This is a genomic window from Sandaracinobacteroides hominis (genome assembly GCF_016464365.1).
GTDB lineage: Bacteria > Pseudomonadota > Alphaproteobacteria > Sphingomonadales > Sphingomonadaceae > Sandaracinobacteroides > Sandaracinobacteroides hominis.
This window is the reverse complement of the sequence record NZ_JADCUC010000005.1, coordinates 199,160-217,380: the sequence shown is the minus strand read 5'-3', so window position 1 is coordinate 217,380 and position 18,221 is coordinate 199,160. Positions and strand designations below refer to the sequence as shown.

The window sequence follows — 18,221 nt, the reverse complement described above, 5'->3', positions numbered from 1 at the left end:
AGCTGCGGAATGGCGCCAGCCATAGCGCGGCGCCGGTTGCGACGATCAGTCGAAAATGCCGTGGGCGTCTGATCCAAGCGGATCGGGGCCGAAGCGGTTTGCGCCTTCGGTGCCCTTCAGGATCAGGAAAATCAGGAGGACAATGCCGCCGACGATCGGGACAAGGCCGATCAGATACCACCAGCCGCTGCGGTCGGTATCGTGCAGGCGGCGGATCGCAGCCGACAGCATCGGCAGGAAGATCGCGACGAGGCCGATCAGCACAAGCTTTGGATAGGATGTCGGGTCTTCGGGATTGTAGCCGAACGCGACCATGTCGAGGATGGTCAGCGCGAAGAAGACGAGGAATGTGAAGAGGTAGAACCACCAATATTCGGAGCGGGAGGCGCGGCCTGAGAAGGTGGCGTATTTCCCGAGACAGGTACGAACAGCGTCTGAAAAGCCCATGATCTTCCCCCCGAACCGAAACCAGCAGCAGTTGGACCTGCTGCAAAACAAAGACAGGCGGCAGGTTGGCCTGCCGCCTGTTATTGGTCAAGTTGAGAATAGGTTACCGCTTGGGAGCGATTGCCAGCAGTTCGACATCGAACACCAGAACCGCGTTGGGCGGGATCACGCCGCCGGCGCCGCTGGCACCGTAGCCGAGTTCGGGCGGGATGGTGAAGCGGGCCTTGCCGCCCGGGCGCATCAGTTGCAGCCCTTCCGTCCAGCCCGGGATCACGTCGCCGACACCGAACACAGCGGGCTGACCGCGCTGGTAGCTGGAATCGAAGACGGTGCCGTCGGCCAGACGCCCCTCGTAGTGGACGAGGACGGTGTCGGTGGCGGTGGGCGTCGGGCCTTCGCCCGCTGCCAGCATTTCGACCTGCAGGCCGCTGGCCGTTGTCTTCACGCCGGGTTTCTCCGCATTAGAGACGAGGAAGCTGTTCGCTTCCCGCGCGGGGGCGCGGAGCGACGAGGTGCCTGCGAGCGCCAGGGCGACGGCAGCCGTCGACAGCACGACACCCGCGACGATCCACTTGCCCAGACCTGAACCACCGGACTTTGCGCCCGGAGCGGTCGAATCAGCCATTTTCGGAGCGCTTAGCGCTGACCGTCGCGCTCGGCGCGCTTGCGGTCCAGCTTGCGGGCGCGGCGGATGGCGGCGGCCTTTTCGCGGGCGCGCTTTTCCGACGGCTTCTCGTAATGGCGGCGCAGCTTCATTTCGCGATACACACCTTCACGCTGCAGCTTCTTCTTGAGCGCGCGGAGAGCCTGATCGACATTGTTGTCGCGAACCATGATCTGCATAAAAAGGTCAGCACCTTCCTGAAAGTAGTAAACCTGAGATAATTCAAACTCTTGTAGCCGGCAGCGCGTTGACGGCTGGCCCGAACAGAATCGGGTTCGCCGCCGGGTGGCCGGCGTCGCTGGCGGGCCCATAGCAAAGAGGGGGGTTTGCGGCAACCCTTGGCCTACCCAAGCCGCGGCCAAGGGCCTAGAAGGGCTGGCATGACCGAAATTGCCAATCTCGCGCCCCGCGACATGACGTTGGATGAGCTTCGCCCGCTTTTGGTGGAGGCGATGCTGCCGCATGTGCCCTTTGATGGCTGGAGCGACAAGACGGTGGATGCTGCCGCCGCCGATCTGGGCGTGGCGCCGGCTGCGGCGCGGCTGGTGTTTGCCGGCAGTGCCATCGCGATGGTGGAGGCGATGATTGCAGGCGCCGATGCGAAGATGGCGGCGGCGCTGGACAGCGATGCATTCCGGGCGCTGAAGGTGCGCGAGAAGATCACGGCGGCGATCCGCACACGGCTGGAGCAGGCGGCGCCGCACCGGGAGGCGGTGCGGCGGGCGGCGCATATCCTGGCGCAGCCGCAGAATGCGCTGCGGGCGATGCGGGCTTCGTGGGCGACGGCGGATGCCATCTGGCGGGCGGCGGGCGACAGCTCGACCGATTTCAACCATTATTCGAAGCGGACGCTGGCCGCCGGCGTCTATGCCGCTACGCTGCTGTACTGGCTGGGGGATGACAGCGAGGATTTTGCCGATACCTGGGCGTTTCTGGATCGGCGGATCGCCGACGTGATGCGGATCGAGACGGCGAAGGCGAAGCTGAAGCCGTCTGGTGGCGATGAGCGGCTGAGTCTGGCGCGCTTCCTTGGACGGCTGCGTTATCCTGTAGAGGGGTAGTGGGTTTCCATTTGCGGGTGTTACTGATAGTCGCTCGCAAGTGACTCTGGACGATCTCCCCATTTCCGTGCCGGCGCGCGTTGCCGGATTTGGCCCGCTTGCCGCCGATGTCGCCGACCGGCTGGTCGAGCTGGGCTTTGACGAGGGCGCCGAGGTGGAAACCCTGCACCGGGCGCCGCTGGGCGATCCGATTGCCGTGCGGGTGGACGGGGCGACCGTGGCGCTGCGGCTGGCGCTGGCGCGCGCGATCCTGGTGACGCCATGAACGTCGTGGAAACGGTTTCGGCGGAAACCCGGCTGCCGATGGTGGCGGTGGTGGGGCATCCCAATGCCGGCAAGACCTCGCTGTTCAACGCGCTTTCCGGCGCGCGACAGAAGGTGGGCAATTATCCCGGCGTGACGGTTGAGCGGAAATCCGCCGAGCTGGCGCTGCCTTCGGGCGGCAGGGTGGAGCTGGTGGACCTGCCGGGCTGCTATGGGCTGGTGCCGCGCTCGCCCGACGAGGCGGTGACGCGCGACACGCTGCTGGGGCGGCAGGCGGGCGAACGTCGGCCCGATGCCGTGCTGATCGTGCTGGACGCGACCAATCTGGCGGCGCACCTGCGCTTTGCGCTGGATGTGCTGCGGCTGGGCATCCCGACGGTGGTGGCGCTGAACCGGATGGACATGGCGGCGCGCGACGGGCTGGTGCTGGATTCGGCGCTGCTGGCGGCGAAGCTGGGCGTGCCGGTGGTGGAAACGATCGCCGTCAGGAAGCGCGGGCTGGCGGCTGTGCTGGAGGCTGTGGAAGCGCGGGTGGCTGTGCCGCGCCCTGCCCTGCCCGATTTTACGCCGGGCGACCCGCGCAAGCTGGGCCGCGAGGGGCGCGATCTGGCGAAGGCGGTGACGCTGCAGGAGGGCTCGGCTTCGCGGATCGGGCGGCGGCTGGATGCGGTGTTGCTGCATCCGCTGCTGGGGCCGGTGATTCTGGCGGCCATCCTGTTCCTGATGTTCCAGGCGGTATTTTCCTGGGCGGAAGCGCCGGTGGGCTGGATCGAGGCGGCGGTAGCCTGGCTGCAGGCGATCGTCAGCGGGCTGCTGCCAGTGGGCGTGGCGCGATCCTTCCTGGTGGACGGGGTGCTGGCCGGCGTCGGCGCAGTGATCGTGTTCCTGCCGCTGATCCTGATACTGTTCAGCTTCATCCTGGTGCTGGAAGGCTCGGGCTATATGGTGCGGGCGGCGTTCCTGATGGACCGGATGATGGCTTCGGTGGGGCTGAATGGGGCGGCCTTCATTCCGCTGCTGTCGAGCTTTGCCTGCGCCATTCCGGGGATCATGGCGACGCGGACGATTCCGGACGAGAAGGACCGGCTGACGACGATCCTGATAGCGCCGTTGATGACCTGTTCGGCGCGGTTGCCGGTTTATGCCGTGATCATTGCAGCGTTCATTCCGGCGCAGCGCGTGTGGGGGCCGGTGGGTTTGCAGGGGCTGGTGCTGTTTGCGCTGTATCTGGCGGGCATCGTGGGGGCGATGGTTGCCGCACTGATCCTGCGGCGGACGGTGACCAAGGGGCCGGCGCCGACCTTCCTGATGGAGATGCCGAGCTATCAGGTGCCGGCGCTGCGCGACATTCTGGTGGGGCTGTGGCTGCGGGCCGGGGCGTTCCTGAAGCGGGCTGGCACGATCATCCTGATGGTGACGGTGACATTGTGGGTGCTGGCGAGCTTCCCGAAGGTTCCGGAGGGCGACGGACGGACGCAGGTGGAATATTCGATCGCCGGACGCATCGGCAACGCCATCGAACCGCTGGTGCGGCCGATCGGCTTCAACCATGAAATTGCGATGTCGATCCTGCCGGCGATGGCAGCGCGGGAAGTGGCGGTTGCGGCGCTGGCGACAATCTATGCGATCGATGCAAGCGACGACGACACCAGCGGGCTGATCGAGCGGCTGCAAGGGAGCTGGCCGTTGCCGACGGCTTTGGCGTTCCTGGCCTGGTTCGTGTTTGCGCCGCAGTGCCTTTCGACGCTGGCAGTGGTGCGGCGGGAGACGGGCGGCTGGAAATGGCCGCTGTTCATGTTCGGATACCTGTTTGCGCTGGCCTATGTGGCGGCGGGGATCACCTTCTGGGTGTCGAGCGCGCTGTTGGGTTGACGTAGGCACGCTTCGGCGCGAGCGTTACCGGCATCGAGAAGCGGGGAGGAATTACGATGCGGGTGGAAACCAGCGGGCAGGCCTGAGGGGCGAGCGTTACCTTAGTCGAGAAGGCCGAGCAGCAGGATGCCGGTGAAGTAGGTGACGAGGGTAGTGAAGGCCAGGAGCGATAGCACCGACGTGCGCCACGCTGCCGAGAAGCCGCTGAGGCGGTAGCCGCCCTTCAGTTGCGCATAGATGTGGACGATGGGGATGAGCGTGAAGAGCAGTGCATAGACGATCGGCTCGGTGACGCCGGCAGCTGCGCACAGGGCCCCCGCCATGAACAGCAGCGACATGAAACTGATGGAATACAGCAGGAAGACGACGTGATCATAGGCCTTCACATCGCGCTTCCAGGCAAACAGCAGCCACATCCACGGTAGCGACAGCGGCACCAGCAGGAAGGAGAGTTTATAGCCCTTCTGCTGCATCTTGTAGAAGACGAACTCTGGATTGTTGAGCGCTGCACGGAGCTTTTCGTTGAGCTTGCCTTCGCCTGTTTCGAGTTTCAAACCGTTGGACTTGATGGCACTGGTGATCGCCTCGCCCACCGATTGGTTGGCCATCGCGGGCGTACCACCATCCTTTTCGGCCAGAAGCGCGTCGCGCGCCTGCACCGCCGTTGCACGTGTGACTTTCAACGCTGCAAGATCTGCCGCGCGGGCCGGGTCGGTACCGATTTCGCGGATTTCCCGATCCATTTCTGCGATGCCGGTGTTCGCTGTGGCCAGCGCCTTTGCCTTGCGGACCGGATCGGTGACCACGGTCATGCCATCCGGCGCCGAAGCGCTGCCAAGGAAGCCGAATACGAAGAACATCGTGAAGACGGTGAGCAGGAACAGCGCAACCGGGCTGATGAAGCGAGCGCGGTGGCCGTGCACATAGTCCCAGGTGAGCTTGCCGGGGCGAAACAGCAGCAGCGGCAGTGTGTGCCAGAGCTTGCTGTCGAAATGCAGGATACCGTGGAGGAACTCCTCGACGGCGTGCAGGATGGAGCGGTGGAGGTGGGCCTTTTGCCCGCAATTGCTGCAGTAGGCGCCGCTGAGCGGGGCTTCGCAGTTGAGGCAGGCGCCGTGGCCCTCCACCTGCGAGGCGGGGGGATCGAGTATAGTTGCGGCGGCTGTCGCGGTTGCCAGTGCGCCTGCGGTTTCCAGCCCGCTATCCATGTTGACCCCTGACCCTGTGTTGCTTACGCCGCAGTTTGATGCTGGCTCATAGCGGGGCCGGAAACGAAAATCGAGTTCGAGGGAGTATGCCGATGGCGGGCGTTAACAAGGTAATCATCGTCGGCAACCTGGGCGCCGATCCGGAAGTGAAGAGCTTTGCCAATGGTGGGCGCATCGCCAACCTGCGCATCGCGACATCGGAAACATGGACCGACAAGATGACCAACGAGCGCAAGGAGCGCACGGAGTGGCATTCGATCGTGCTGGACAACGACAATCTGGTGCGGGTGGCCGAACAGTATCTGCGCAAGGGCAGCAAGGTCTATGTCGAAGGCCAGCTGCGGACGCGGAAGTGGCAGGATCGCGACGGCAACGACCGCTATACGACGGAAGTCTATGTCGGCCGCTTCAAGGGCGAGCTGACGCTGCTGGACAGCCGGCGTGAAGGCGCTGGTGGCGGTGGCGGATATGGTGGCGGCGATGACTATGGCTCGCCGGCGCCTTCGCGGGCGCCCGCCGGCGGTGGCATGGGTGGCGGTTTTGGCAGCAAGCCATCGCAGAACTTCGACGATATGGACGACGACGTTCCATTTTGAGCCGAGGATTCGAGATGCAGATTGGCAAGTTGAACCATGTGGGCGTTGCCACGCCCTCGATCGAGGACAGCGTGAAGCTGTATCGCGATCTGCTGGGGGCGACGAAGATTCATGATGCCTTCGATTTGCCCGAGCAGGGGGTTCGGGTGTGCTTTGTGGACCTGCCGAACAGCCAGATCGAGCTGATCGAGCCGTTGGGGGCCGATAGCCCTGTGCTGGCGTTTCTGGCGAAGAACCCGAAGGGCGGGCAGCACCATGTGTGCTTTGAAGTTCCCGACATCCTGGCCGCGCGGGACTGGATGGTTTCAAAGGGGGCGACGGTGCTGCGCGGCGGCGAACCGCGGATCGGGGCGCATGGCGTGCCGGTGATCTTTGTGCACCCGAAGGACATGGGTGGGGTGCTGGTGGAGCTGATGGCGGAACCAAACCATTAAAATGGTTTGGATTTTGATTTGAGTCCGGCGGTTCCCGCCGGTTCCGCGCATTGGCGCGGGCGCGCTTGCGGGCTGCGCCCGGTTTGGTTTGGCGCTTCGCGCCGGTTCCGCGCATAAGCGCGGGCGGCCGGTCGGCCTTGCGGGCTGCGCCCGGTCTTGCTTGCGGCGCTGCGCGCCGGCTCCGCGCACTGGCGCGGGCGCGCGGTCGCGCTTGCGGGCTGCGCCCGGTCTTGGTTTGGCGCTCCGCGCCGGTTCCGCGCACTTGCGCGGGCGGCCGGTCGGCCTTGCGGGCTGCGCCCGGTCTTGGTTTGGCGCTTCGCGCCGGTTCCGCGCATAAGCGCGGGCGGCCGGTCGGCCTTGCGGGCTGCGCCCGGTCTTGCTTGCGGCGCTGCGCCCGGTTTTGGGGGGCGGGCTCAGGCTCTGTTGAGGTCTGCGGGTTCGTCGAGGTCGTGGTGGATGCCGGGGTCGTCGACTGCGATCTCGTGGGTTTTGAGCTGATGCAGGAGGCTGCGGGCGCCGCGGTCGCCTTCCAGTTCCAGCAGCTTTGGCCAGAGGTGGCGGGCGAATCCTGCCGGGTTGCCCTGGCGGCCTGAATCCAGCGGGACCACGGCTTCGGCGCCCGCTTCGAGGCAGTCGGCCAGGCGGCGGAGTGTATCGGCGGCGACGAACGGCATGTCTCCCAGCACGATGAGGGCTGCGGTCCAGTCTTCGGGGGCGGCGGCCAGGCCTGCCTTCAGGCTTTCGGCGAGGCCCTCTGCATGGCGGGCGGCTCGGATGTGGGGAACGCCCGGGACGACCTGCAGCACGGCTTCCTCGTGCGCGCCGGTGACCAGAAGCAGCGGCAGGCCGGCGGCGGCTACCTGCGCGACGGTTCGCGCCAGCATCGGCTGGCCGCCGACCGGGAGCGCGAGTTTGGCGGCCCCCATGCGGCGGCTGAAGCCTGCTGCCAGCACGATGGCGCCTACCTTCACGGCGACCAGCCCCAAGGGACGGGGCGCCCGCCTTCCTCCAGCAGACCGCCCACGCCCATCGCGGCTATGTCGGCAGCGTCCGCTTCGAGACCTGCGGCCCAGCGTTCGAGAATGAGGTCGAGACCGTTGCGGCGGGGGCTTCTGGCGCAGCCGGGGAGACCGATGACGAGCGCTTCGCCGATGCGCCCGAGGACGAGCAGGTTGCCCGGATCCACGGGCATGCCGACGCGGAGGACTTCGCCGCCGGCCGAGATGATGGCAGCGGGGATGACGTCGCGCGCGTCCGAAGTGGCGGTGGCGCCGGCGACGAGGCGGAGCGGTGCCGAGGACGACGCCAATGCCTGCGCCAGCGGTTGCACGGCATGGAAAACGGTCGGTTGCTGCTGCAGGGCGACGCCGAGCTGCTGCAGGCGGGCGGCGGTTACCTCCGCCGTTTTTGCCAGCAGCTTTTCGGGCGTGCCGGGGCGGTGGGTCTGGACCAGCGTTGCCGCCAGGCCGGGCCGCCAGCCTCGGACTTCGATCGGTGTCGGGGTGATGGCCGCGAGCAGGGTGGCAGGCACGGCATAGGGGATGATCTTCACCGTTGCCAGCAGATCGCCGGCGCGGACCGGGGTGAGCGGCGGGCGGGTGGAAATGCCGATGGCGTCACCCTGCCGGTTTGCGGCGGCGATGGAATCGGGGTGGAGCAGGAGGAGCCCGTCGGCGGTGGCGTGCAGGTTCACCCGGCCGTTGGCAGGGGCCCGGGCCTGTAGGCCGGGGCCGGCAAGCTGCGCGGCGATGCGGGCTGCTGCTTCGTCTTCGGGCACGTCGCCCGATTCCAGCCGGGCGACCCAGAGATGGGTTACGGATTGCGCGACGGCAGCTGCCAGAAGAGCTTCGCCGATCTCCGTGCCCTTTGGCCAGCGCTTGCCGCCGAGGTCTATGGCGTGGGCGAGGATTGCGCCCCTTGTCTCGGAGAGGGGCAATTCGGCGAAGATCACTGCCCCTGCCGTTTCACCGTTGCCCGCTTCATTTCGGGCCTCGCCAGCTCGCCACCATCTGCGCGGCGACGCTCAGCGCGATTTCGGCCGGATTGGCGGCGCCGATATGGAGGCCGGCGGGGCCGTGGATGCGGGCGAGATCGGCTTCGCCGAAGCCCTGTGCGGCGAGGCGCTCGAGACGGGCGGCGTGGGTTTTGCGGGAGCCAAGCGCGGCGATGTAGAAGGCCGGGGATCGAAGCGCCGCGGCCAGCGCCACATCGTCGAGCTTCGGGTCGTGGGTGAGGGTGACGACGGCGGTGGCGCTGTCGGGCTTCCAGTCCGCCATGGCTTCGTCGGGCCAGCGGCTGTCCACCTCGAAGCCGGCAAAACGGGGGCCGGCGGCAAAGGCGCCGCGCGGGTCGACAAGGAGCGGCTGGTAGCCGAGCGCCTGCGCCATGGGGGCAAGCGCCTGCGAGATATGGACGGCGCCCACCAGCATCAGCCGCTGCGGCGGATCGAAGCGGTGGACGAAATCGCCGGCTTCGGCTTCGGTGGTGCTGCCGGCGGCGAAATCCCAGCCGAGAGTCAGGCTTTTGCCGGTGGTGCGGGCGGTTGCGAGTTTTTCGAGCAGCTCGGGCGGGAAGCCGCCTTCCGCGACGGCCTGCACGTAGATGGCGATTTCGCCGCCACAGGCGAGGCCGACTTCCCAGGCGGTTTCATTGGCGACGCCGAAGGTGAGGAGTTCGCCGCCGCCCCTGGAGATGCGGGCGAGCGCTGCCTCGATCACTGCGCCTTCGACGCAGCCGCCGGATACCGAGCCTTCGAACAGCCCGTCGTCGCGCACCAGCAGCTGGCTTCCGGTGCGGCGGGGCGCCGAGCCCCAGGTGCGGACGACGGTGGCGATGGCGAGGCGGTGGCCTGCCGCCCGCCATTCGCGGGCGCGATCGAGCAGGAGGCCTGTTTCGTCCATGCTCAATAGATGGCGACGAGTGCTGCGATCACCAACAGCACCAGACCGCCGATCCAGACCCATCCGGGGAGGCCGGGACGGGCGGCTTCGACCGCGTTGACCGCGGCGCTGGCGGCATCGGCGCGGATTTCGGCGGCGGAGGGGGTGGCGACCGGGTCCAGGGGAGTTGCGGCGGGAAGCTCGGCTGCGGCCGCTGCCTCGGGTGCTGGACTATCCCCCTCCACCTCGGCCTTGAAGGCGGCAAAGAAATTCTCCGCGTAACTGCGGGCGGTGCCTTCGATCAGGCGGGTGCCGAGCTGGGCGAGCTTGCCACCCACCTGAGAGCGGGCGACATAGGTAAGCCGGGTGGCGCCGCCCTCTGCATCGGATAGCGCGACTTCGGCCGAGCCCTTGGCGAAGCCGGCGACCCCGCCCTTGCCTTCGCCGACCAGCACATAGCGATTGGGCGGATCGAGCTCTGTAAGATCGACCTGTCCGGTGAACCTGGCCTTCACCGGGCCGACCTTTGCATTGAGGACGCCGGCAAAGCGGTTTGGCTCCACTTGTTCAAGGCTTTCGACGCCGTCTATGCAGCGCGCAAGGACAGCCGGATCGTTGAGGGCAGCCCAGACACGATCGCGCCCGGCCTGAATCAGCGTTTCACCTTCGAGGTTCACAGTTCCGAAACTTTCATTACCGGCGTGTAAAAAAGTTAATCTTGCGCGCGATGTGGCCTGTGTTAGCGTGCGCCTGTCATCATTGAAAGTTCGGCTTTCGGAAGGTCGTACGCTCACGGTGGCCGGCAGGGTTCGACGGGCACCGTTTACGCGTATCTTTACACGGGGAACGTGGCCGGCGAGGAGCCTGCAAACAGGGTAGGCTTGCGAGGGGATAAACTGGTGACAGAAGGAGTCCATGGCGCGGGAGCGGCGGCCGGACTCGAACCACAAGGCAAATCCGGTGTCGCCGGGTTGGCCGGGGTGAATGCGAAGGCCGATACGGCGGCCGCTACCGACGAGTCGATTGCCCAGGAGGCGATTGGCGAAGAGGTGACAGGCCGGGTCAAGTGGTTCGATATGGTGAAGGGTTACGGGTTCATAACCCCGGAGGACGGGGGTGGTGATGTCCTGATCCATTACAATCTGCTGAGTCCATTGGGGCGGAAATCCCTGCCCGAGGGGGCGAAGGTGGTGGTGCAGGCGCGCGCGGGGCCGCGCGGCCGGCAGGCGACCAACATCCTCGATCTCGATCTTTCGAAGGCTATAGGCCCGGATCAGGACCGGATTGCCGAGCGATCGGCGAACCGGGTGGATCCGCTGGACTTCATCACCGATGCCGGCGATTTCGAACCCGTTCAGGTTCGATGGTTCAATCGGGCCAAGGGCTATGGCTTTCTGTTGAGGGATGATGGTGTCACCCAGATCTTCATTCACATGGAAACAGTCCGGCGCGGCGGGTTTGAAACGCTGCAGCCCGGTCAGCTTCTCAGGGCGCGGGTCCACGACGGGCCGCGCGGGGCGCTCGCCGTTGCAGTGGAGCCGGAGGCCCTTCTCGACGATGCGTGACCTGTTGCGGGCGGCCGGCGTCTTGCGGGCGGCCGGCGTGGCTCTGGCGGTGCTGGGATCGGCGTTGCCGATTTCGGCGCCGGCGCTGGCGCGCGAGGCCGCCGCAGTTGGCAAGCCGCAAAGCGGGCTGAAGGTGGTGCCGCTGACCATCGAGACGGCGGCAGGGCGGAAGTTCCAGTACAAGGTGGAGGTCGCGGCGACGTCGGACCAGCAGGCGACCGGCATGATGTTCCGCACGCAGATGCCGCCGATGACGGGGATGATCTTTCCGATGAGCCCGCCGCGGACAGCGGGATTCTGGATGGAGAACACGCTGATCTCGCTGGACATCATCTTTGTCGGCTCTGACGGTCGGGTGCGCAATGTGGCGGCGGAAGCGGTTCCGCAATCGCGCGCGGTGCTGCAGTCGGTGGGCCCGGTGGCTGCCGTGCTGGAACTGAAGGGCGGAGAGGCGGCCCGAATCGGGCTGAAACCGGGCGACAAGGTGAGTTGGGGCAGCAGGTGAGCGTATGGGAAGTAACTTGCGCCTGACGGGCCGGCCGCGCTAGGGCAGGCCCATGGGCTTCAATCTCTTCACCTGGTGGACCGGCAGCACGTTTGGCACCTGGCTCAAGACCGTGCGTTTCGGCACGGAAGTGGGCCGCGATGCCGATGGCAATGTCTATTTCGAGGATCGTGACGGCAAGTCGCGGACCGGCCGTCGCTGGGTGATCTATGCCGGCTCCACCGATTCGAGCCGGGTGCCGCCGGAATGGCATCTGTGGCTGCACCACACGCGGGCGGAAGCGCCGAGCCAGGTGCCGCTGCCGGTGAAGGCGTGGGAGCGGCCCTGGCGCCCCAACCCGACCGGAAGCGACCGCGCGGAACTGCCGAAGGGTGCGCTGGCGGCGGGTGGAAAGCGGGCGCCGGCTGCCGCCGATTATCGCCCCTGGACTCCGGGTTCCTGAGATTTCCATGCCGCAGCTTTTGAAGGATCATGTCGCCGAAGCTCTGGCCGGCCTGGCCGTGGTGGCGATTGCCGTCTGGTTCATGGTGTTTGCGTTGGGGCGCACCGGATCGAGCGGCAGTGACAGCTATCTGCTGACCGCGCGCTTTCCCAATGCGTCCGGGATCTCCGTGGGTTCCGACGTGCGGGTTTCCGGGCTGAAGGTGGGCAGCGTCACGGCGCAGAAGCTGGACCCGACGAGCTATCAGGCGGTGACGACGATTTCGGTGGACAGCAAGGTGAAGCTGCCGCTGGACAGTTCCGCCGCCATCACCTCGGAAGGCCTGCTGGGCGGGAGCTTCATTTCGCTGGTGCCGGGTGGCGACACCGAGCAGTTGGCGCCAGGCGACGAGATAACCGACACGCAAGGGTCGACCGACCTGATGGGGCTGATCGGATCGGTGATCAACCGCAGCGGCGGATCTTCGGACAGCAAGGACAAGACGGAAGCGGCCCCGGCGGCGAGCGAATGACGGCCCGACTGGCGTTGCTGGGAGCATCGATGCTCCTGGGGACGGTTGGCGTGGCGGTTGCGCAGGAAGCCACCGAGACCCCGGCGCCGGTTGCGCAGCCGGCTGTCGTCGAGCCGGCAGCCCCGCCGCCTGCCCCTGTTCCGACACCTGCGCCGCGCGCGCCTGCGCCAACTCCTGCTGTTGCGGCTGAGCCTGAGGCGCCGGCCTTGCCACGCGCGACGCCGGCACCTGCGGCGGCCGCGCCGGCCGCCCCGCGCAAGCCGGTTGCGCCGGAGCCGGCACCCGGCGAGCGCATCGGCGTGATCGGCGTGCTGGACAAGCGGCTGGGAACGACGGCTGATTTCACGCTGAAGCCCGGCGAGCGGTTCCAGTTCGGCCGGCTGTCCGGGATCATGCGGACCTGCGAGCGGACGCAACCGTTCGAGCGCAAGCAGTCGGCGGCCTTTGTGCAGGTGGTGGAGCAGCCGCCGACGCTGCAGGGCAAGCCGAAGCCGGCGCTGCGGACGGTGTTTTCAGGCTGGCTGTTTGCCGAATCGCCTTCGCTCAATCCGTTTGTGCATCCGGTCTATGATGTCTGGCTCAAGAGCTGCGCGATGCACTTTCCGGATGGCCCCAAGCCGCCTGCCTCGCCATCGAAGCGGCCGGCCCGCAAGCCGGCTGCTGCGGCGCCCTCTCCACCGTCGGAATAGCGCTGCGTTTCCTGCAGATGGTCGAGTAGCCGCCAATCCGCCGGGTGGCTGGTCGCAGCATTGAGCATGGCGAGATACTGGGTGCGCTTTACCTCGACGCCGCCGAAGCTGGCGAGATGGGCGGTGAGGAACTGGGTATCGAGTAGGCGGAAACCGCCGACGCGCAGACGGACAACGAGGTGCGCGAGTGCGGCCTTGGAGGCGTCGGTGGCGCGGCTGAACATGCTTTCGCCGAAAAACGCGGCGCCGATGCGGACGCCATAGAGGCCGCCGACGAGCCGGCCCTCCCTGTCCCATGTCTCTATGGAGTGGGCGTGGCCTTCGGCATGGAGGCGGCAATAGGCGTCTTCGATGCTGGCGTTGATCCAGCTTTGTTGCCGGTCAGCCGTGGCGGCGGCGCATTCGGCGATGACCGATTCGAAGGCGTTGTCGCAGCTGTGGCGGAAGCGTTCCTGCTTCAGCACCTTGGCAAGCGAACGCGACAGGTGAAAATCCTGCAGTGGCAGGATTCCGCGACGCCGGGGCTCGACCCAGAAGACATCCTCGGCCTCGCGTGTGTCGGCCATGGGGAAGAGCCCGGCGGAATAGGCGCGCAGCAGCAGCCCGGTGTCGAGCCGTTGCGCAGCGCCGGCCGAGGGCAGGCTGCTTAGCGAGGCCATGGGGGCTGGTTTCTGTCGTCGCCTGCGTTGGGCATCTTGATGCTCCCGATCGGGAACGCGCATGCTGGAATCGCTGGACGCATTTGTCAAAGGGGGGATTTCGGGGCCATCCGGCTTGCCGTTCAGCCGTGCTTCAATTGCCTTGCTTCAGGGGCTTGCAAGCTGAACGGGCCGCGACAATCTGTTGCAGGGTCAGGCTGGAGGAACAGGCAGTCGAATGAAGATCAAGGGCATGGCGTTGCTGGCGGCGGGGGCTGTGGGTGGTCTGGCGCTGGCGCTTTCGATAAATAATTTCAACGGTTTGGGCACAGCTTCCGCACAAGACGTCGCTGAGCTTGCGCGGGCGACGGGTGGCGAGGCGCCACGTACGGTGCCCAGCGGCATGGCGCAGGTCAATCTGTCCTTCGCGCCGGTCGCCAAGGCGGTGCAGCCGGCCGTCGTGAATATCTTCACGGCGCGGGTGGTGCGCCAACGGCAGCAGATGAGCCCGTTCTTCTCGGTGTTCGACAGCCAGCCGCGGGTCGAGAATTCACTCGGCTCCGGGGTAATCGTCGACAAGGCAGGGCTGGTCATCACCAACAACCATGTGGTGCAGGGTGCCGATCAGATCGTCGTGGCGCTTTCCGATCGCCGCGAATATCCGGCGAAGCTGCTGTTTGCCGAGCCGCGGCTCGACCTGGCGCTGCTGCAGATCGACCCGAAGGGCGCGGCACTGCCGGCCGCCAGGCTGGGGGACAGCGACCGCGCCCAGGTTGGCGACCTGGTGTTGGCGATCGGCAATCCGTTTGGCGTAGGCCAGACGGTGACGCAGGGCATAGTTTCGGCGACGGCCCGCACCGGGATCGGCGTTTCCGACACGCAATTCTTCATCCAGACCGATGCCGCCATCAACCAGGGCAATTCGGGCGGCGCGCTTGCCTCGATGAACGGCGAGGTGATCGGCATCAATTCGGCGATCCTGACCGGCGGTCAGGATGGTGGCTCGATCGGACTTGGCTTTGCGATCCCGTCGAACATGGTGAAGATCTTCCTGCGCGGGGCCTCGGGCGGGAAGCTGGTGACCGCCTGGATCGGCGTGGAAGGCGAGGCCTTGACGCTGCAGGCTGCGCAGCAGGCCGGGCTGGAGCGGCCGACGGGGATGCTGGTGACTGGCGTTTCGGCTGGGTCGCCATCGGCTCTGGCCGGACTGAAGCCGGGCGATATCGTCTATGCGATCGATGGCAAGGAAGTTTTCGACCCGTCGTCGCTGCGCTATCAGATTGCGACGCAGCCGGTGGGCGAGAGCGTGACGCTGACCATTGTTCGTGGCGGGACAGCGCAGAACCTGAAGATGCAGCTGTCGGCGCCGCCGGAAAGCCCGGCGCGGCAGCTGACGCAACTCCCCAACGGCAGCATCCTGGCGGGGGTATCGATCGCCAATCTGTCGCCGGCGCTGGCGCAGGAGCTGGGCGCCGGGTTGCCGGAGAAGGGCGTGGTGGTCGTGCAGGTGCCGCCGCAGGCTCCTGCCGCGCAGACCGGCTTTCCGCGGCCGGGCGACATCGTGGAGAGCATCAACGGGCAGAGGGTGGGGAGCGTCGGTGAAGTGAATTCGGCGCTGGGCGCTTCGCCGCAACGCACGCTGTTCGGGATCAACCGCGGCGGTCAGCGGGTGGAATGCCTGTTCCAGGCACCGCGCAGCTTTGGTTGCAGGGCGGCGGCATAAGCGAAACATCGGCCGGACAAAGACCGGGCGGAGCCCGCAAGCGCGACTGCGCGCCCGCGCAAAGGCGCGGAACTGCGCAGACAAGAACCGCGCGAAGCGCGCAAGCGCGACTGCGCGCCCGCGCAAATGCGCGGAACCGGCCGCAGGCCGCACAAGAAAAGGAAAGGGCCGGCGCCAAGGGCGCCGACCCCAATTTTTGCAAGAAGAGAATGGCAGGCGGTAGAGTCCGCCTTTGCCGCTTGGTTATCCGGATTCAGGCCGCGTCTGCGAGCTGCCCTGCCTCGTTGGCGGGAACCGGGTGCTGCATGGTGAGATGGGGGGCGTAGGGCCTGGGCTTGGGTGCCTTTTCGCGGCTGCCGATGCCGTTTCCGGCTGCGAGCCCGACCATGGCGAGGGCGGCAACGCCGAAGACCCAAGTATGCGGCTCCAGCAGGAAATCGAGAGGCACCGCAGATGCCGAAGCGAATGCCGGAGATGCGGCTATAAAGGCGACGGTTGCACTTATCGAATACTTCAGAACGCTGCGCATTACCAATACTCCCGGTTTTTGTTCGTTTCGCCCGATCGTGAATTCAACGGACGGTTACGTTATTTCTTGTTCCGGTTGACCCTAATGTCTGGAGCATAGTGCGCGGTTAACGCAGGGAAAGCAACGCCGGCATTGTCAAGGATTGCAACCCTTTCGGGCTGCAATCCGGAAGCGGCGGCTATTCGAATTCGAGGATGATGGCGTCGACCGCCAGGCTGTCGCCGGCCTTGGCGTGCAGTTTCGAGACCACGCCCGATTTTTCCGCACGGAGGATGTTTTCCATCTTCATCGCCTCGACCACGGCAAGCGTCTGGCCGGCTTCGACCTTGTCGCCTTCTGCCACCGAAATGGAGACGATGAGGCCAGGCATCGGGCAGAGCAGGAAGCGGGAGAGATCGGGCGCGACCTTGGGCAGCATGATCTTTTGCAGCTCTGCCGCGCGCGGGGTGAGCAGGCGCATGCTGTGCTGGCGGCCGTGGTGGGTGAGGTGGAAACCGGAGCCCTTGCGATCGACCTGCACGGCGAGCGGGCGGCCATCGACGCGGGCTTCGACGACGCCCTGGACCGGCACCTTGCCGCCGGTTTCGACGACGAGCCGCTTGCCGTCGACGGTGACGTGATAATCCTGGCCGGCGGCGGCGAGATCCACGGCATGTTGGTCGCCGTCGAGCTCGACGACCCAATTGTGGGTGTGGCCGTTGGAACCAAGGCGGCCTTCGATATGGGCGGCGCGGTCCGCGGCGCTCTGGCCGATGACGGCGGCGACGGCGAGCAGCGCGGGGAGGCGGGAGGCGTCCTCGGCGGCGCCGTGGAAGCCTTCGGGATATTCCTCGGCAATGAAGGCCGTGGTGACGGTTTCGCCGGCGCGGAAGCGCGGGTGCTGCATCAGCGCGGAGAGGAAATCGGCGTTGTGGTTGATGCCACGCACATAGAAGCGATCGAGCGCGGCGATCTGGGCGTCGGCGGCTTCGAGGCGGGTGGGAGCGTGGGTGATGAGCTTGGAGATCATCGGATCGTAGAACATCGAGATTTCGCTGCCCTCGACGACGCCGGAATCGACGCGGACGCCACCGACTGCTGCCGGCTCCTGATAGGAACTGAGGCGACCGATGGAAGGGAGGAAGCCGCGATAGGGGTCTTCCGCGTAGAAGCGGTTTTCGATGGCGTGGCCCATCAGCTTCACGTCGGACTGGCCGAATGCCAGTTTTTCACCGGCGGCGACACGGATCATCTGCTCGACGAGGTCGAGGCCGGTGATGCATTCGGTGACCGGGTGTTCGACCTGCAGGCGGGTGTTCATTTCGAGGAAGTAGAAGCCGCGGTCGGCGCCGGCGATGAACTCGACAGTGCCGGCCGAATAATAGCCGACCTTGCGGGCGAGCTCGACGGCCTGCTCGCCCATGGCCTTGCGCATTTCCGGGGTGACGAAGGGCGAAGGCGCCTCTTCGACGACCTTCTGGTGGCGGCGCTGAATCGAGCAGTCGCGCTCGTTCAGATAGAGGATGTTGCCGTGCTTGTCGCCGAGCAGCTGGATTTCGATGTGACGGGGCTGTTCGATGAACTTCTCGATGAAGACGCGGTCATCGCCGAAGGAGGCCAGGCCTTCGCGCTTGGTGGCTTCGAAGCCTTCGCGGACGTCGGCTTCGCTGTAGGCGAGGCGCATGCCCTTGCCGCCGCCGCCGGCCGATGCCTTCATCATCACCGGGTAGCCGATGCCGTTGGCGATCTCGACGGCGTGGTTGGTATCGGAGATTTCGCCGACGAAACCCGGGACGACGCTGACCGCGGCGGCAACTGCGAGCTTCTTCGATTCGATCTTGTCGCCCATGGCGGCAATTGCCGAGGCGGGCGGGCCGATGAAGGCGATGTTCGCCTCGTCCAGGGCCTTCGCAAACCATTCACGTTCGGAGAGGAAGCCGTAGCCGGGGTGGACGGCCTGGGCGCCGGTGGCTTTGCAGGCCTCGATGATCTTTTCGCCCAGCAGGTAGGATTGGGCAGCGGGAGGCGGGCCGAGATAGACGGCTTCGTCGGCCATTTCGACGTGGAGCGCGGCGGCGTCAGCGTCGGAATAGACGGCGACCGTCCGGATGCCGAGCTTGCGGGCGGTGCGGATGACGCGGCAGGCGATTTCGCCCCGGTTGGCGATCAGGATCTTGTCGAACAGCTTGGCCAAGTCGGCGTCTCCCTGATGCGG

21 protein-coding genes and 1 pseudogene are annotated in these 18,221 nt (G+C 66.3%); 11 read left to right on the top strand and 11 right to left on the bottom strand.

Annotated features, from left to right (window positions below; translation table 11 throughout):
- Positions 1 to 45 precede the first annotated feature (45 nt).
- From IM784_RS12235 to rpsU, 3 genes are all read right to left on the bottom strand, one after another.
- On the bottom strand, positions 46 to 447 hold the full coding sequence (locus IM784_RS12235; protein WP_199555627.1) for a DUF805 domain-containing protein: 402 nt from the start codon (positions 445 to 447) through the stop codon (positions 46 to 48).
- Between the two features lie 103 nt (positions 448 to 550).
- Positions 551 to 1,072, bottom strand: coding sequence for an FKBP-type peptidyl-prolyl cis-trans isomerase (locus IM784_RS12230; protein ID WP_199555626.1), 522 nt, complete (start codon positions 1,070 to 1,072; stop codon positions 551 to 553).
- Positions 1,073 to 1,083: 11 nt separating this feature from the next.
- Positions 1,084 to 1,290: a 30S ribosomal protein S21 gene (gene rpsU, locus IM784_RS12225; protein WP_199555625.1), complete on the bottom strand. Its 207-nt coding sequence runs from the start codon at positions 1,288 to 1,290 to the stop codon at positions 1,084 to 1,086.
- Positions 1,291 to 1,491: 201 nt separating this feature from the next.
- On the opposite strand from rpsU, the gene IM784_RS12220 reads away from it, so the two are divergent.
- The 3 genes from IM784_RS12220 to feoB are packed head-to-tail and all read left to right on the top strand — an operon-like array spanning position 1,492 to position 4,308.
- On the top strand, positions 1,492 to 2,172 hold the full coding sequence (locus IM784_RS12220) for a COQ9 family protein (protein WP_199555624.1): 681 nt from the start codon (positions 1,492 to 1,494) through the stop codon (positions 2,170 to 2,172).
- A gap of 40 nt (positions 2,173 to 2,212) precedes the next feature.
- Positions 2,213 to 2,437, top strand: coding sequence for a FeoA family protein (locus IM784_RS12215; protein WP_199555622.1), 225 nt, complete (start codon positions 2,213 to 2,215; stop codon positions 2,435 to 2,437).
- Positions 2,434 to 4,308: a ferrous iron transporter B gene (gene feoB, locus IM784_RS12210; RefSeq protein WP_199555620.1), complete on the top strand. Its 1,875-nt coding sequence runs from the start codon at positions 2,434 to 2,436 to the stop codon at positions 4,306 to 4,308. The genes IM784_RS12215 and feoB overlap by 4 nt, the downstream gene beginning before the upstream one ends.
- A 101-nt stretch (positions 4,309 to 4,409) precedes the next feature.
- Here the strand turns inward: feoB and IM784_RS12205 are convergent, their stop codons facing one another.
- Positions 4,410 to 5,516, bottom strand: a complete 1,107-nt coding sequence (locus IM784_RS12205) for a DUF3667 domain-containing protein (protein ID WP_199555618.1) — start codon at positions 5,514 to 5,516, stop codon at positions 4,410 to 4,412.
- Positions 5,517 to 5,608: 92 nt separating this feature from the next.
- Between IM784_RS12205 and ssb the strand changes: the two genes are divergently transcribed.
- Entirely contained in the window at positions 5,609 to 6,112 is a 504-nt protein-coding gene (ssb, locus tag IM784_RS12200) for a single-stranded DNA-binding protein (protein ID WP_199555616.1), read from the top strand.
- 14 nt (positions 6,113 to 6,126) lie between these two features.
- The gene (mce, locus tag IM784_RS12195) at positions 6,127 to 6,546 is read left to right on the top strand and encodes a methylmalonyl-CoA epimerase (RefSeq protein WP_199555614.1); all 420 of its coding nucleotides are present in this window, start codon (positions 6,127 to 6,129) and stop codon (positions 6,544 to 6,546) included.
- Positions 6,547 to 6,959: 413 nt separating this feature from the next.
- On the opposite strand, the gene IM784_RS12190 is transcribed toward mce, so the two are convergent.
- From IM784_RS12190 to IM784_RS12175, 4 genes are read right to left on the bottom strand one after another with little or no spacing between them, the layout of a single operon-like run.
- Entirely contained in the window at positions 6,960 to 7,532 is a 573-nt protein-coding gene (locus tag IM784_RS12190; protein ID WP_199555613.1) for a nucleotidyltransferase family protein, read from the bottom strand.
- Positions 7,514 to 8,497 (bottom strand): molybdopterin-binding domain-containing protein, encoded by a 984-nt coding sequence (locus IM784_RS12185; protein ID WP_199555612.1) that lies wholly within the window; start codon positions 8,495 to 8,497, stop codon positions 7,514 to 7,516. Before IM784_RS12185 ends, IM784_RS12190 begins: the two co-directional genes overlap by 19 nt.
- A 28-nt stretch (positions 8,498 to 8,525) precedes the next feature.
- A complete protein-coding gene (locus IM784_RS12180; RefSeq protein WP_199555611.1) occupies positions 8,526 to 9,446 on the bottom strand; it encodes an XdhC family protein in 921 nt (306 codons plus the stop codon).
- Positions 9,447 to 9,448: 2 nt separating this feature from the next.
- On the bottom strand, positions 9,449 to 10,102 hold the full coding sequence (locus IM784_RS12175; protein ID WP_199555610.1) for a CoxG family protein: 654 nt from the start codon (positions 10,100 to 10,102) through the stop codon (positions 9,449 to 9,451).
- Between the two features lie 222 nt (positions 10,103 to 10,324).
- Between IM784_RS12175 and IM784_RS17655 the strand changes: the two genes are divergently transcribed.
- The 5 genes and pseudogenes from IM784_RS17655 to IM784_RS17265 all read left to right on the top strand — a co-directional run.
- The gene (locus IM784_RS17655) at positions 10,325 to 10,990 is read left to right on the top strand and encodes a cold-shock protein (protein ID WP_328799524.1); all 666 of its coding nucleotides are present in this window, start codon (positions 10,325 to 10,327) and stop codon (positions 10,988 to 10,990) included.
- Entirely contained in the window at positions 10,983 to 11,495 is a 513-nt protein-coding gene (locus IM784_RS12165; RefSeq protein ID WP_199555609.1) for a DUF192 domain-containing protein, read from the top strand. Before IM784_RS17655 ends, IM784_RS12165 begins: the two co-directional genes overlap by 8 nt.
- A gap of 52 nt (positions 11,496 to 11,547) precedes the next feature.
- Entirely contained in the window at positions 11,548 to 11,937 is a 390-nt protein-coding gene (locus tag IM784_RS12160; protein WP_199555607.1) for an NADH:ubiquinone oxidoreductase subunit NDUFA12, read from the top strand.
- 7 nt (positions 11,938 to 11,944) lie between these two features.
- Positions 11,945 to 12,448, top strand: a complete 504-nt coding sequence (mlaD, locus tag IM784_RS12155; protein WP_199555606.1) for an outer membrane lipid asymmetry maintenance protein MlaD — start codon at positions 11,945 to 11,947, stop codon at positions 12,446 to 12,448.
- Positions 12,445 to 12,978 (top strand): annotated as a pseudogene (locus tag IM784_RS17265) (DUF2155 domain-containing protein); the annotation flags it as partial. The gene mlaD and the pseudogene IM784_RS17265, both read left to right, overlap by 4 nt.
- 35 nt (positions 12,979 to 13,013) lie before the next feature.
- Here the strand turns inward: IM784_RS17265 and aat are convergent.
- On the bottom strand, positions 13,014 to 13,796 hold the full coding sequence (gene aat / locus IM784_RS12150) for a leucyl/phenylalanyl-tRNA--protein transferase (RefSeq protein WP_199555604.1): 783 nt from the start codon (positions 13,794 to 13,796) through the stop codon (positions 13,014 to 13,016).
- Between the two features lie 217 nt (positions 13,797 to 14,013).
- Between aat and IM784_RS12145 the strand changes: the two genes are divergently transcribed.
- Positions 14,014 to 15,498, top strand: coding sequence for a Do family serine endopeptidase (locus IM784_RS12145; RefSeq protein ID WP_199555602.1), 1,485 nt, complete (start codon positions 14,014 to 14,016; stop codon positions 15,496 to 15,498).
- Between the two features lie 253 nt (positions 15,499 to 15,751).
- Here IM784_RS12145 and IM784_RS12140 read toward each other — a convergent pair whose 3' ends face one another.
- Positions 15,752 to 16,027, bottom strand: coding sequence for a hypothetical protein (locus IM784_RS12140; protein ID WP_199555601.1), 276 nt, complete (start codon positions 16,025 to 16,027; stop codon positions 15,752 to 15,754).
- Positions 16,028 to 16,205: 178 nt separating this feature from the next.
- On the bottom strand, positions 16,206 to 18,191 hold the full coding sequence (locus IM784_RS12135) for an acetyl-CoA carboxylase biotin carboxylase subunit (RefSeq protein WP_199555706.1): 1,986 nt from the start codon (positions 18,189 to 18,191) through the stop codon (positions 16,206 to 16,208).
- Between the last annotated feature and the right edge of the window lie 30 nt (positions 18,192 to 18,221).